Source organism: Enterococcus sp. AZ120 (assembly GCF_050546165.1).
Lineage (GTDB): Bacteria > Bacillota > Bacilli > Lactobacillales > Enterococcaceae > Enterococcus > Enterococcus faecalis.
This window is the reverse complement of record NZ_CP172950.1, coordinates 1184530-1198485: the sequence shown is the minus strand read 5'-3', so window position 1 is coordinate 1198485 and position 13956 is coordinate 1184530. Positions and strand designations below refer to the sequence as shown.

The window sequence follows — 13956 nt, the reverse complement described above, 5'->3', positions numbered from 1 at the left end:
ATTACTAAAAAGCTCACCTATGATAGACTACATTTTGAGGTGAAGAAAAATGAGAAATACATGGTTAGCAGAACAACTTCAGTCAATCAGTGAAGAACCCAATTCTTTTATTATCGAGGAAACCATCAAATATATTGAACAATTAGAAGATGATAATGAAAGTCTTCAAGTTGCATTGGAAGGAACTATTTGGAGTCCTAAAAAATGGAACGAACCTTTGGAAAAATAATTTAAACAGAAGAAAAGAGCCAGAAACGTAAGTGTTTCTGGCTCTTTTCTTCTGTTATTTACAAATTATAGACGTGCATTTAAATCTTTTGCTAATTCTTCAAAACCTGGTTTACCTAATAAAGCGAACATGTTGCGTTTGTATGCTTCAACACCTGGTTGATCAAATGGATTAACCCCATTTAAGTAACCTGAGATGCCCACCGCAATTTCAAAGAAGTACATAACATAACCTAATGAATAAGCATCCATTGTTGGCACTTTAACGATCATGTTTGGCACACCACCATCTGTGTGAGCAAGCAACGTACCTTCGAACGCTTTTGTATTGACGAAGTCAATTTCTTTTCCTTGTAAATAGCCTAGGCCATCTAAGTCTTCATTTTGTTCTGGAATTGAAATGCTATGGCGTGGATTTTCAATTTTAACCACTGTTTCAAATAAGTTACGCATACCCTCTTGAACATATTGACCCATAGAATGTAAGTCAGTTGAAAAGTCTGCGGCTGCTGGGAAAATACCTTTGCCATCTTTTCCTTCTGATTCACCGTATAATTGTTTCCACCATTCAGAGAAATAGTGCATGCCAGGCTCATAGTTAATTAACATTTCAGTTGTTTTGCCTTTACGATATAAAATGTTACGTAACGCAGCATATTGATAGGCTTGGTTTTCTTTTAAGTCGCTCGTTGCGCCGTATTCTTTACGTGCATCATTTGCACCTTCCATTAAACGATCAATATCCGCACCGCTAACAGCGATTGGTAAAAGACCTACTGGCGTTAAAACAGTGAAACGGCCGCCCACATCATCAGGAATCACAAATGTTTCCCAACCTTCCGCATCAGCTTCAACTTTTACTGCTCCTTTAGCACGGTCAGTTGTCGCATAAATACGTTTATTGGCTTCTTCTTTGCCATATTTATTAATTAATAACTCTTTAAAGACGCGGAAAGCAATCGCTGGTTCTGTCGTAGTTCCAGATTTTGAAATAACGTTCACAGAAAAATCACGATCACCAATCACATTGATTAAATCAGCTAAATAAGTTGAGCTGATGCTATTTCCAGCAAAGAAGATTTGTGGCGCTTTCCGTTCTTCTTTGGATAATAGATTATTAAATGAATGTGTCAAAAATTCAATTGCTGCACGGGCACCTAAATATGAACCACCGATACCAATGACTACTAATACCTCAGAGTCAGATTGAATTTTTGCTGCTGCTTTTTTAATGCGCGCGAATTCTTCTTTGTCATAGTTTTCTGGTAAATCAATCCAGCCAGTAAAATCATTACCAGCTCCTGTACCTTCACGTAATGCTTTGTCCACTGCAGTGACTTGTGTTTGCATGTATTCCAATTCATGGTCAGCAACAAATGGTGCTAATTTGGAATAATCTAATTGAATGTGTGACATTCCTTTTCCTCCTCGAAAGTAAACTTACTACATGTATACTTTACGTGTTTTTAGACATTTTTTCAAGCAAATTCTTTTGGATAGACCAATTGTTTAATTTTAACTATTTAATTAGAGATATTTATTCTCTTAATCAAACAAACCAAGAAAAAATGCTAGGAAATCCTAGCATTTTTTGTTATTAAACGAGTCCTTGACTTAGCATCGCTGCCGCTACTTTTTCAAAGCCAGCAATATTCGCACCTAAAACAAAGTTATCTCGTGCCTGATATTCGTTAGCTGTATCACGACAAGTCTCATAAATGTTTTGCATAATTTGATCTAGCATACCGTCAACTTTTTCAAAGGACCAAGCTAAACGTTCAGCATTTTGGCTCATCTCTAATGCAGAAACCGCAACACCACCTGCATTAGCGGCTTTGCCTGGACAATAAATTACAGCTGATTTAGCAAAAACGGCGACTGCTTCTAGTGTACAAGGCATATTTGCGCCTTCTGCCACGACTTTCACTCCGTTTTTCACTAAAATAGCAGCTTGCTTTTCGTTGATTTCATTTTGTGTTGCACATGGTAACGCAATGTCATACGCTGTTTCGAAATCCCAAACAGATTCTTTGTCATAATAAGTTGCGCCTTTACGTGTTTCAACATATTTTGAAATGCGTTCACGATTTTTTTCTTTTAGTTCTTTTACTAACGCCACATCAATTCCTTCTGGATCATAAACAAAACCAGACGAATCGGAACATGTGATTACTGTAGCGCCTAGCTCAGTTGCTTTTTCCATGGCATAAATTGCGACATTCCCGCTACCAGAAACAGCGACTTTTTTGCCTTCAAACGTATCGTTTTTATCTGCTAATAAATGTTTAACAAAATAAACCGTTCCATAACCCGTCGCTTCTGTTCTTGCTTGGCTTCCCCAGTATCCTAAAGGTTTTCCAGTCAACACTCCTGCATCATAGTTGCGCAAGCGTTTATACATGCCAAACAAATAACCAATTTCACGAGCGCCTACGCCAATATCGCCTGCTGGAACATCTGTACTTGGACCAATATGTTTTTGAAGTTCAGTCATGAAACTTTGACAAAAGCGCATCACTTCAGCATCTGACTTGCCTTTTGGATCAAAATCACTACCGCCTTTGCCGCCACCGATTGGCAAACCAGTTAAACTATTTTTAAAAATTTGTTCAAAGGCCAAAAACTTCATCACACTTAAATTCACACTTGGATGAAACCGCAAACCACCTTTGTATGGTCCAATCGCTGAATTATATTGGACACGATAGCCTCTGTTCACATGCCAGTTGCCCTGGTCATCTTGCCACGGCACACGAAATTGAAAAATACGTTCAGGTTCAATCAAGACACCTAAAACATTTGCTTCAATGTATTGAGGATTTTTTTCTAAAAAACCTTCTACGGTTGGTAAAAACTCATCGACTGCTTGTAAATATTCTGTTTGACCTTGGTCTAATTGGTGAATCTTTTCTTGAATATTTTTAACATATTGTTTTGCGTCCATTTAATCATCCTCTCATTGTTATAAGTTTATTTTAACTGAAAATTCAAAAATTACCATAGTCAAACGTTTATTTTTTCCTTAAATCCAGAAAAAATCCCGTAATTATGGTACACTACCTATTGAATTGGAGGAGAACTATGAAGAAATTTGATGTAATTATTGTCGGTGCTGGGACGAGTGGTATGATGGCCACGATTGCGGCCGCAGAAGCTGGTGCTCAAGTATTATTGATTGAAAAAAATCGCCGTGTTGGGAAAAAATTATTAATGACTGGTGGCGGTCGCTGTAATGTAACCAATAATCGGCCCGCAGAAGAAATCATTTCATTTATTCCTGGGAATGGAAAATTTTTGTACAGCGCATTTTCACAATTTGATAACTATGATATCATGAACTTTTTTGAATCCAATGGTATTCACTTAAAAGAAGAAGATCACGGACGCATGTTCCCTGTTACAGATAAATCGAAGTCAATTGTTGATGCGCTATTTAACCGCATTAACGAATTAGGAGTCACTGTTTTTACAAAAACACAGGTCACAAAATTACTACGAAAAGACGATCAAATAATTGGCGTTGAAACCGAACTGGAAAAAATTTATGCGCCGTGTGTTGTATTAACAACTGGCGGCCGCACTTATCCTTCCACAGGAGCAACTGGTGATGGCTATAAACTAGCCAAAAAAATGGGGCATACCATCAGCCCACTCTACCCTACCGAATCACCTATTATTTCTGAAGAACCTTTTATCCTTGATAAAACGTTGCAAGGTCTCTCTTTACAAGATGTTAATTTAACTGTTTTGAACCAAAAAGGAAAACCTTTAGTTAATCATCAAATGGATATGCTGTTTACACATTTTGGCATTTCAGGACCTGCCGCGCTCCGCTGTTCTAGTTTTATTAACCAAGAATTAACTCGCAACGGCAATCAACCTGTCACGCTAGCCTTGGATGTGTTTCCGACAAAATCTTTTGAAGAAGTGCTGAAAAATGTTGATTACATGATTGAGGAACAGCCAAATAAAGTGGCGAAAAATGCCTTCCATTCTTTAATACCAGAACGTCTGCTCACTTTTTATCTAGAGAAACTAGCAATTGAAGAAGTGCCTGCCAAACAACTAACAGAAAAGCAACGTCTTTCCTTTGTGGAACTACTGAAAGACTTTCAGTTCATTGTTACGAAAACATTGCCTTTGGAAAAATCTTTTGTCACAGGCGGTGGGATTTCCCTCAAAGAAGTGACCCCTAAAACAATGGAGAGCAAATTAGTCAATGGTTTATTTTTTGCTGGTGAACTTTTAGATATTAATGGCTATACTGGAGGCTACAATGTTACAGCTGCATTTGTCACTGGACATGTTGCTGGCTCCCATGCCGCAGAAATTGCAGAATACACCTATTTACCAATTGAAGAAGTCTAAACAAAAAGTCGCTATTTTAGCGACTTTTTGTTTGCTTTTTTTATTTATCAATAATTTTCCCGTTTTCTAAATAAATAGTGCGGGTGGCTACTTTTTCCACAAACGTTTCATCATGCGAAGTGAAAATTACTGTTCCTTGATAGGCACTTATAAATTCTTCAAGTGCTTGGATTGTCTCTAAATCAAGAAAATTGGTGGGTTCATCCAATAAGATAATATTATTTGGTTCTATAAACAGTTGCGCCAAAGTAATTTTTATGGCTTCGCCACCACTTAGAGAAGATATCTTTGTCTGTAAATTTTCTTGTTGAAAACCTAGCCGATATAAAAGTGAACGCACAACCTTTTCAGAATAATTTGTCCGCTTCAATAAATAAGTCAACAGTGGCTCATCATTTTTTAATCGATAATCTAATTGATGATACGTTCCTAACCGGACTTTGGGAGAAAAGTAAATGGCCGGGTGACGAGCTTCAATTTGTTGAAGGAAGGTACTCTTCCCAGCACCATTTTTTCCACAAAGTGCTATTTTTTCGTTTAAAGGAATTTGAACGTTCACTTGGTTAAGAATTGTTCGATTCTCATAAGCGAAAGTTAAATTTTCAATTCTAATTGGATATGGATTGTATAAAGAGAACTGATTATTAGTAGGAAAAATAATTTTTCGCTCTTGTTTTGCTTGCGCAACATCGGGTAATCTGTCAATTCTGACCCTAAAATGAGAGAATCGGACTTTAGTAGGATACAATTTTACCGAAACTATGGCAAAATAAAGACGGAGGTGAAAACCATGAAGATTACATTGACACGAAAAACATCAGCTTGGGGCGCGTTACGCTATTTTACATTTTATAAAAATGGTGTGCATCAAGGGAAACTTTTTACTAATGTACCTATTGAAATTGAGGCTGATCCTGGAGATGTTTTAACGTTCTATGAAGGCTGGTTCCAATTTTATCGGCGCATTGAAGTTACTGAAGATACCAAAGAAATCACGATTATCAATTCTAAAAAATTGCAACATGTTTTTTATACCTGTGTCGTCTTATTTTTAATTTTAACGCTATTATTCCTTTCCGCACAGAAACTTTCGACGTTTATTATTGCTGAAATTTTAATTTACTCTGGTATTCAGTGGCTGTTCCGGCAACAAACCTATCATTTTACTGTCAAGAAAAAAACGGAATCCTTTGCTTCCTATTCTAAAAAAAGTATCGCACACTAAACGAATCTTTAGCGTGCGATATTTTTTAATTACTTTTCATTAATTCGGCCACATATGTGACTGTTTCTGGTTGTGTTTCTTCAATTTTATTAATCGCATCTGCAAAATTCGGTAAATGCGCTTTGTGGGCAATTAATAATTCGTCCAACAAGGTCTTCGCCATGACGCCGCCAGGAACTAATGGATTAATAGTGAAAGCATGCAATGCTGCGCCGTAATCACCATTGATGGCTGCTCGAATAACCGTTTCTTCCATAGCTTTCATATTTTGAATAATTCCTCGTGCTGCTGGCGGAAAGGCCCCCCAGTTGTAAGGTTCATGGCCATGAGCTGTCACAGGTCCAGATACTTCTACAACACAATCATACGGTAAATCAGTAATTGTCCCATTATTTTCAGTAGAAACAACCATATCCGTTCGTTTATCATTATAAATTGATGCAATCATTTCACAAGCTGCATCGCTATAGTGTGTGCCGCCCCGTTCTTCTAATTCTTTTGGTTTGTAATCTAGTTTGGGATCTTTATACAATTCAAACAGACGACCTTCCGTTTCTTTAACCACTTGTGCTCTTGTTTCGCCCCGTTCATACTCTTCGATGGAATGCTTCAACATCTCATCTTCAATATAATAATAGCGATGATAACCACATGGTAACATTCCTAAATCTTTTAACTGTTCATAATGGAACGGCGCATCAAAAATATTTTTCAAATGACTTTCTTGCTCTTGCTTAGGTCCGTAAATTAAATCAATGAGTTCTTGTGTTCGCTCTTGTCCTTCTTTGTCCCAAACGCGGTGCCAATGGAAATGATTAATTCCAGCAAATTTAAAGAATAAGTCTTCTTCTGGAAATCCCAGCATTTCGGCCGCTTGTTTTCTATGACCAATCGGCACATTACATAAGCCAACTGTTTTTTTCCAACCGCCATGTTTAATTGCGGCTTCCGTAACCATTCCAGCTGGATTAGTAAAATTCACTAACCAAGCATCTGGGCAAAGGCGTTTCATATCGTCAATAATAGCTAAAATGACAGGAATTGTTCGAAATGCTTTAAACATTCCTCCCGCGCCATTTGTTTCTTGGCCTAATACTCCATGGGACAAAGGAATCCGTTCATCTTTAATGCGAGCATCTAATAATCCTACACGAAACTGTGTTGAAACAAAATCCGCCCCTTTTAAGGCTGCTTCACGGTCCAAGGTTAAATGAACTTCCCAATCTAAACCAGCAGCTTTAATCATGCGCTTCGCCATTGCCCCAACGATTTCCAATTTTTCTTTACCAGCTTCAATATCGACTAACCAAATTTCCTTAATTGGCAGTTCATCTTTTCTTTTAATGTATCCTTCAATTAATTCAGGTGTATAACTAGAACCGCCACCAATTGTTGCAATTTTTAATGCTCCTCTTGTCATCCGTCTTCTTCCTCCTTGATTAAATTGTTATCGTTTACATATTTAGGATAAATTATGGGAATGTTCCCATGTCAAGCACTATTTTCAAAAAAATGTATGCTATACTTCTTATAAGAATACATTCCACTTTGGAGGTAAAAAATGACGTCTATCATTGATGTAGCAAAAGTTGCCGGTGTCTCGAAATCGACTGTTTCTCGCTTAATTTCTGGAAAAGGATATGTGAGTGCCGATAGTCAAGAAAAAATTCTCAAAGCAATGAAAGAATTAAATTATACCCCGAATTATGTGGCGCGGAATTTACGAGCAGGTGCCACAAAAACCATTGGCTTTTTAGCCCCTAGCTATTTAGGTTCCTTAGGTATTTTCTTGAATCGCTTTATTTCAATTGCCAAAAAATACAATTATTCCGTAACCTTATTTTTTACAGATGGCGATCAGCAGAAAGAAATTGATGCCTTGAACCAATTAAAATACAAACAATTAGATGGCTTATTTTTATTGACACGAACAAATGAATGGTCGGTGATTGAGCCATACAGCGCGTATGGCCCTTTAGCAACCTGGCATCGTATCGATTCACCTAATATATACTCTTCCTACATTGATCATTACTCTGGTTATTATCGTTCCTTAGAATATTTACAACAACAAGGATACCAAAAAATTGGTCATGTCCTCGGTAATCCCGAAAATTTAAACACGCACGCACGAAAACGTGCAATGAAAGATTTTTATGAAAACACTCAGGCACCTTGGCAAGCTGAGTGGCTGATTAATGATCAGTATACTAACCATTCTGGTCGCAAAATTGCCCATTACTGGCAACAATTAACCGAAAAGCCAGAAGCTTTGGCCTTTTATAATGATCACGTAGCAGCTGAGTTTATTTCAGAACTTGAAAATCTAAATTATGCCGTTCCTCGCGATGTCGCTGTCATTGGCTTTGATAATAGTTATGTCAGTGAATTGATGCATATTACGACTGTTGATTATGCCATTCAGTATCAAGCCGAAAACTCATTTATTTACCTATACAACCAATTAAATCAGACGAACATTCCTGAAAAAAAATTAACCGTTCGTCTAGTTGAACGACGAACGGTGCCTAAAAAAGACCCGGCAGATCAGTCACTTTGACTGATTTACCGGGTCCTTTTAGAGTTAAACAAAAATTATTTATGCTTTTGTTCATTTTTTAAAATAGAAATTGACTGTTTTAAGGATTGAATCATGCCGCCTTCGCTGTATACAAGAACGTTTGATTTGTATAAACGAGCAGAGAAGATTGTTAAAATAATTCCAAAAACTGCCAAAATCACTAATGAGACAATTGCTTCCATTGTTGATGCCGTTTCGGTCGCCAAGCGTACTGGCATAATGTATGACGAAATCAGCGGAATAAAGGAAGTCACTTTCACCACGATATTTTGTGGATCATTCGTCCCAAACGTAATGCCAATCATATAACCGATTAAACCAATATACATGATGGGCTGAACTGCTTTTGCTGTATCCTCTGGTTTGGAAACAAGAGAACCACAAAGTGCTGCCAAAACAGCAAAAACGAGAATACCAATAATGAAAAAGCCTAATGTAAAAATAAAGGTTGATGAAAAAATACTTTGTGGTGAAATACCACTTAATAGACTTTTCATAAAATCAAGATTTTTCAATTGAGAATAGCCGAGAACAAACGCCACTCCGTAAATGAAAATTTGTGTTAAAGCTACTAGAATAACCCCAGTTAATTTGCCATAAAAATGGGTTTGCGCTTTTGTACTAGAGAGAATAACTTCCATGATTCTAGTGCCTTTTTCAGAAGCAATCTCTTGGGCAATAATTGAAGAATAACTGCTGATGAAGACAAATAACAAAATTGTTATCCCCATTGCTAACGCCATTTGAATCCCTGTGTTATCTTCTCCTGTTTTTATTTTGCCATTTTCATCAAAACTAATTTTGGCTTTTTTAAATGTTGCTTGTTGATTCAACATGGCAACTTGCTCAGCTGTTAGGTTTAAACGATTGGCATTCGCCATTGTTTGTAATTGGTTTAACATTTGAGGAATTAGCATCTCGGTTGCATTTCCTAAAGAGCGTTCAGAGTAAAGCTGACCAGAAATCTGATTATCTGTAGTGTCCAAAAGTAAATAAGCATCAATTTTCTCGTCTTTTAATTGTTCTTGGGCCTTTTTCTCAGAAGAAACTGCTTTGAAAGAAAAGTCCTCTGTTTTATTCTTTGTCAACTCTTTAACGAGCGCTTGATTTTCCGAAACCAGACCAATGGTAGTATCTCCTGAAAAACCGCTAGCTAGAGAGCCCGCTAAGTAAACAATTCCTACAAGAAGAAATGGCGCTAAAATCATGATTAAGAAAGACAGCGACTTCACATTTTTCTTATAGACATCAGTCGCAATAATCCAAAATTTACTCATCTTGCCCACCTACTTTCATTTTGAAAATTTCTTCCAATGTTGGTGGTTGTTGATTAAACATTGGAATGTAGCCGTTGGCTGTCGCTTTATCAAACAACACTTTGCCCACTTCAGCGTTTTCTAATGTCGCTTCTAAGACGCCATCTTGTCGCAAGTGTGCTTCTTTCACACCTGCTGTAGCAGCAACTTCCTCAACAGATAACGGTGATTCTAAAAATAATTTTGTTCGACCAAATTGTTGTCGAATTTCATGAACCTGACCATCTAAAACCATGCGTCCATTTTTTAACATGACTAAATGGTCACAGATTTTCTCCACATTGTCCATATTATGACTGGAAAAAATGACACAAGAACCTTGATTTTTCAATTCAATAATGCCGTCTTTTAATAATTCTGCATTAACTGGATCCAAGCCACTGAATGGTTCGTCTAAAATAATTAACTTCGGTTCATGAATAAGTGTCGCAATCAATTGAACTTTTTGTTGATTTCCTTTTGATAAAGATTTAACTTTATCTGTTTTTTTGCCTTTAACTTGAAATTTTTCCATCCAAAAGTCAATTTTAGGTTCAATTTCTTTTTTAGTTTTTCCCCGCAACGAAGCGAAATAAATTAGTTGGTCTTCAATCGTAATTTTAGGATATAAACCCCGTTCTTCTGGTAAATAACCAATAATATTGTACTCTTTTTCATTTAATGGTTGACCATTCCATAAAACCGACCCGCTATCTTGTGTTAAAAAATTTAAAATCAAGCGAAATGTAGTTGTTTTCCCGGCACCATTTTGGCCAATTAATCCTAAAATTTTCCCGTCCGGTATCGTAAAGGATACATGATCAACTGCTTTAAAATCCCCAAAGGTTTTGACTAACTCTTTTACCTCTAACACATAAACGCCCCCTTCACTTTTTCTAAACCGCTGTTTAGTTACTCATATCGTATCTTTCCTGTGTTGGCTTGTCAATGACAATTGTTATGGAAAGATGTTGCACTTTAATCAGACGCTTTATTTTCTGCTAAACGAAAAAGGCCATCCGTCTCGGCAGAAATATACACTTCATTTGCGGACAAGCCTGTACTTTCATAAAATGTATTTTTAAATTCCTTTGCCGATTTTGATGATTGACAGGCCCAAATTCGACCTGTACGATTCAGCCATCTACCCAATTCATTCATTAAACGCTCATCAATCAGTAATTGATTTGGTACTTTTTTAAATTTTATTTGATAAACGGGTGTTAGTATTTTCATGATCAGACGTCCTCTCTTTTAAGTTAGTATTAGTATATCACGAAAGAAATCGTTATCATATTTTCTTGAGAGTTCAACTTTTCATGAAAAAATTGAATAAAAAAAACAGAGCCTGGGACAAAAATCACTTTGGATTTTTGTCCCAGGCTTAAAACCTTACAAACGGCGGGAACAGAACCAACACTACGCGTTGCTCCGATCTCAACAACTTCTAAGGTGTTTTCTCGACATGCGTCTCGTCACAGTACAGCCTTCAAAAGAGCTCCAGCTCTAAGAGTTGCGATGTTTCACTGTGAAGCATGAACAGATGAAATCATCGTACCTACTTGGTGAAGGTCCTTCGGAAATAAGCCGAAATTGTTGAGAATCACGAAGAACGTAGTGATTCGATGATGAACAATACCTACTTGGTCTCCAAAAATTAAAGAGCACCGGGTCCTTCAATTCTAGCATGTTCCATGCTTAGAAATTGATGCGAACGAAACGGAGTGTAGTGTATCATGCAACATCAACTCGTTCCTCGTTGTGTTTTATGACAATTTTCGGAAATTCCTTCTTATTGCTGAGAAACACTATTTGCAAAGCAAATAGATGTTGAACAGTACCTACTTGGTTCTCGGAGCTAAACGTTTCTGTCCCGACCTCTGGCTTGTTTTCATTTATTTTTCTATCTCAGAGGTTGTTTCTTGGTGCAAATGACGATACACATTCTTCGCGACAGTTTCAGGTAACCCAGCTTTTCTTAATTCTTCAACACTGGCTGCCGTAATATTTTTAAGCGATTTAAATTCTTTTAAAAGATTTTTTTTGCGTTTCGGTCCCAAACCTTCAATGTTATCTAATTTGGAAGCAAAACTATTTTTACTACGTAATTGACGATGGAATGTGATGGCGAAACGATGGACTTCATCTTGGATTCGTTGCAACAAGAAAAATTCTTGTGAGTTTCTTTCCAATGGTACAACTTCTAAGTCTGGACCAAATAAAAGTTCACTCGTTTTGTGCTTGTCGTTCTTGGCTAATCCAGCTACAGGAATATCGACTCCTAGTTGATTGGCTAACACATCTTTAGCAACATCGACTTGGCCTTTACCACCATCGATTAAAATTAAATCAGGAAAAGGCAAACCTTCTTTTAAAACTCGTGAATATCTGCGATAAATGACTTCTCTCATAGAAGCGTAATCATCAGGGCCTTGGACGGTTTTTATTTTATATTTTCGATACTCATTTTTAGCTGGTCGTCCGTCAATAAACACAACCATCGCAGAAACAGGGTTGGTTCCCATAATATTTGAATTATCAAATGCTTCAATTCGAATGGGCGCAGGTATGTTCATCGCATTGCCTAATTTTTCAACTGCGCCAATTGTTCGTTCTTGTTTCCGTACAATCAAATCGAATTTTTCATTTAAAGCAACTGCAGCATTTTTACTGGCTAATTTAACCAGTTTTTTCTTTTCTCCCCGTTGCGGCTGCAAGACTTTCGTAGCTAATAAAGCTTCGACGCTTTCTTTATCAATGTCATCAGGAATCAAGACTTCTTTTGGCACAAAATGCTCATTCTCTTGATAAAATTGTCCAATAAAAGTTAAAAATGCTTCACTGGCATCATCATAAAATGGAAAAATCGATACATCACGTTCGATTAATTTTCCTTGTCTGACAAAGAATACTTGGACACACATCCAGCCTTTATCAACAGCATAACCAAACACATCACGATCAATTAAATCCACATTCGTCATTTTTTGGCGGGTCATAACTGTTTCAATCGCTTTAATTTGATCGCGAAATTCTGCAGCTTTTTCAAATTCCATATGTGCAGCTGCATAAGCCATTTTTTCTTGTAAGCGGTCCTGAATTTCTGTATGTCCACCAGAGAGAAACCCTTTAATCTCTTCCACCATATCTTTGTAGACTTGCGGATCCACATCAAAAGCATAGGGACACAGACATTGTCCTAAATGATAATACAAACAAGGTGTTTTTTGCGATGGATTACATTTTCGCAAAGGAAAAAGCCGATCTAACAGTTTCTTTGTTTCATTCGCTGCATTTACATCTGGATATGGGCCAAAATATAACGCTTTGTCTTTTAAAACCTTTCGAGTAATCATTAAACGAGGATATTTTTCGTTTGTGATTTTGATAAAAGGATAGGTTTTATCGTCTTTTAACATGATGTTATATTTGGGATTATTTTTATGGATTAAATTAATTTCTAATAAAAGTGCTTCAATATTCGATTCTGTCACAATATATTCAAAATCATCGATTTCACTGACTAATCGTTCTGTCTTAGTATCATGGCTACCACGAAAATAAGACCGGACACGGTTTTTCAAAATTTTGGCTTTCCCAACATAGATAATCGTGCCGTTTTTATCTTTCATTAAATAACAACCAGGTTGATCAGGAAGCAGTGCTAATTTATTTTTTATTCGTTCGTTCATACGATACTTCCTTTCTAACAAAATGCTTCGTCTATTATACACCTCTTTTTGTAATTAAACAAAAAAAGCCGCTACTTTATGTACGAAAGAAACAGCCTGAAAAGACAATCGCTAATGATTTCTCTTCAGACTGAATCAAACTATTCGTAATGACTAATCAACGTTTATAAGTGTTTGGCAATCATTGCTTGCAATTGGTCTTTTGTATGAACACCGACTGCTTTTTCAACAACTTCGCCATCTTTTTTCAATAGCAATGTTGGGATGCTCATGATTCCAAAACTTGCTGGTGTTGCAGGATTTTCATCCACATCCATTTTGACGATTTTCACTTCGTCTTCATCATATTCTTCAGATAATTGTTCTAAGATGGGTGCTTGCATACGACAAGGGCCACACCAAGTTGCCCAAAAGTCGATTAAGACTAATCCTTCATCTGTTTCTGTTGCAAAATCTTTATCGGTAATTGCTTGTGTCATTTCACAAACCTCCTACTCTTTACTCTTATTACATGCTTAGTATAACACGTCATCTCTAAGATAGCGAGTGTTCTGCTTACTTATTGTA

General features: G+C 36.9%; 12 protein-coding genes and 1 pseudogene. 4 read left to right on the top strand and 9 right to left on the bottom strand.

Translation table 11 applies throughout. The annotated features are described in order from the left end of the window. The first annotated feature begins 49 nt into the window (after positions 1-49). Positions 50-229 carry a hypothetical protein gene (locus tag IGJ46_RS05795; protein ID WP_002357684.1) on the top strand — a complete coding sequence of 60 codons (180 nt, stop codon included), beginning with the start codon at positions 50-52 and terminating at the stop codon, positions 227-229. Positions 230-294: 65 nt separating this feature from the next. Here IGJ46_RS05795 and IGJ46_RS05790 read toward each other — a convergent pair whose 3' ends face one another. Both IGJ46_RS05790 and gdhA read right to left on the bottom strand, forming a co-directional pair. Beyond that, positions 295-1644, bottom strand: coding sequence for a glucose-6-phosphate isomerase (locus tag IGJ46_RS05790; protein WP_002357685.1), 1350 nt, complete (start codon positions 1642-1644; stop codon positions 295-297). Positions 1645-1825: 181 nt separating this feature from the next. Further along, positions 1826-3172, bottom strand: coding sequence for an NADP-specific glutamate dehydrogenase (gene gdhA, locus IGJ46_RS05785; RefSeq protein WP_002360402.1), 1347 nt, complete (start codon positions 3170-3172; stop codon positions 1826-1828). Positions 3173-3309: 137 nt separating this feature from the next. On the opposite strand from gdhA, the gene IGJ46_RS05780 reads away from it, so the two are divergent. Continuing rightward, entirely contained in the window at positions 3310-4596 is a 1287-nt protein-coding gene (locus IGJ46_RS05780) for an NAD(P)/FAD-dependent oxidoreductase (protein ID WP_218391551.1), read from the top strand. A 40-nt stretch (positions 4597-4636) separates the two neighbouring features. On the opposite strand, the pseudogene IGJ46_RS05775 reads toward IGJ46_RS05780, so the two are convergent. Continuing rightward, positions 4637-5305: pseudogene (locus IGJ46_RS05775) on the bottom strand (ATP-binding cassette domain-containing protein); the annotation flags it as partial. A gap of 9 nt (positions 5306-5314) precedes the next feature. On the opposite strand from IGJ46_RS05775, the gene IGJ46_RS05770 reads away from it, so the two are divergent. Beyond that, positions 5315-5821, top strand: coding sequence for a hypothetical protein (locus IGJ46_RS05770; protein WP_002357693.1), 507 nt, complete (start codon positions 5315-5317; stop codon positions 5819-5821). A gap of 25 nt (positions 5822-5846) precedes the next feature. Here the strand turns inward: IGJ46_RS05770 and IGJ46_RS05765 are convergent, their stop codons facing one another. After that, complete coding sequence (locus IGJ46_RS05765; protein ID WP_218391547.1) at positions 5847-7241, bottom strand: 6-phospho-beta-glucosidase; 1395 nt, start codon at positions 7239-7241, stop codon at positions 5847-5849. A 141-nt stretch (positions 7242-7382) separates the two neighbouring features. On the opposite strand from IGJ46_RS05765, the gene IGJ46_RS05760 reads away from it, so the two are divergent. Beyond that, positions 7383-8381, top strand: coding sequence for a LacI family DNA-binding transcriptional regulator (locus IGJ46_RS05760; RefSeq protein WP_002360405.1), 999 nt, complete (start codon positions 7383-7385; stop codon positions 8379-8381). A gap of 35 nt (positions 8382-8416) precedes the next feature. Here IGJ46_RS05760 and IGJ46_RS05755 read toward each other — a convergent pair whose 3' ends face one another. The 5 genes from IGJ46_RS05755 to trxA form a co-directional block, all read right to left on the bottom strand. Further along, positions 8417-9679: an ABC transporter permease gene (locus IGJ46_RS05755; RefSeq protein WP_002357698.1), complete on the bottom strand. Its 1263-nt coding sequence runs from the start codon at positions 9677-9679 to the stop codon at positions 8417-8419. Further along, a complete protein-coding gene (locus IGJ46_RS05750; protein WP_002357699.1) occupies positions 9672-10571 on the bottom strand; it encodes an ABC transporter ATP-binding protein in 900 nt (299 codons plus the stop codon). The genes IGJ46_RS05755 and IGJ46_RS05750 overlap by 8 nt, the downstream gene beginning before the upstream one ends. Positions 10572-10675: 104 nt before the next feature. After that, positions 10676-10933 carry a DUF3884 family protein gene (locus IGJ46_RS05745; RefSeq protein ID WP_002379418.1) on the bottom strand — a complete coding sequence of 86 codons (258 nt, stop codon included), beginning with the start codon at positions 10931-10933 and terminating at the stop codon, positions 10676-10678. Between the two features lie 659 nt (positions 10934-11592). Beyond that, positions 11593-13389: an excinuclease ABC subunit UvrC gene (uvrC, locus tag IGJ46_RS05740; RefSeq protein ID WP_002371199.1), complete on the bottom strand. Its 1797-nt coding sequence runs from the start codon at positions 13387-13389 to the stop codon at positions 11593-11595. Positions 13390-13553: 164 nt separating this feature from the next. Next, positions 13554-13868 carry a thioredoxin gene (gene trxA / locus IGJ46_RS05735; protein WP_002357703.1) on the bottom strand — a complete coding sequence of 105 codons (315 nt, stop codon included), beginning with the start codon at positions 13866-13868 and terminating at the stop codon, positions 13554-13556. Positions 13869-13956: the final 88 nt, after the last annotated feature.

What these genes read in the sequence shown, in the direction of transcription:
- IGJ46_RS05795 (WP_002357684.1), top strand. Translation starts at nt 50, where the DNA reads ATGAGAAATACATGGTTAGCAGAACAACTTCAGTCAATCAGTGAAGAA.
- IGJ46_RS05790 (WP_002357685.1), bottom strand. Translation starts at nt 1,644, where the DNA reads ATGTCACACATTCAATTAGATTATTCCAAATTAGCACCATTTGTTGCT.
- gdhA (WP_002360402.1), bottom strand. Translation starts at nt 3,172, where the DNA reads ATGGACGCAAAACAATATGTTAAAAATATTCAAGAAAAGATTCACCAA.
- IGJ46_RS05780 (WP_218391551.1), top strand. Translation starts at nt 3,310, where the DNA reads ATGAAGAAATTTGATGTAATTATTGTCGGTGCTGGGACGAGTGGTATG.
- IGJ46_RS05770 (WP_002357693.1), top strand. Translation starts at nt 5,315, where the DNA reads ATGAGAGAATCGGACTTTAGTAGGATACAATTTTACCGAAACTATGGC.
- IGJ46_RS05765 (WP_218391547.1), bottom strand. Translation starts at nt 7,241, where the DNA reads ATGACAAGAGGAGCATTAAAAATTGCAACAATTGGTGGCGGTTCTAGT.
- IGJ46_RS05760 (WP_002360405.1), top strand. Translation starts at nt 7,383, where the DNA reads ATGACGTCTATCATTGATGTAGCAAAAGTTGCCGGTGTCTCGAAATCG.
- IGJ46_RS05755 (WP_002357698.1), bottom strand. Translation starts at nt 9,679, where the DNA reads ATGAGTAAATTTTGGATTATTGCGACTGATGTCTATAAGAAAAATGTG.
- IGJ46_RS05745 (WP_002379418.1), bottom strand. Translation starts at nt 10,933, where the DNA reads ATGAAAATACTAACACCCGTTTATCAAATAAAATTTAAAAAAGTACCA.
- uvrC (WP_002371199.1), bottom strand. Translation starts at nt 13,389, where the DNA reads ATGAACGAACGAATAAAAAATAAATTAGCACTGCTTCCTGATCAACCT.
- trxA (WP_002357703.1), bottom strand. Translation starts at nt 13,868, where the DNA reads ATGACACAAGCAATTACCGATAAAGATTTTGCAACAGAAACAGATGAA.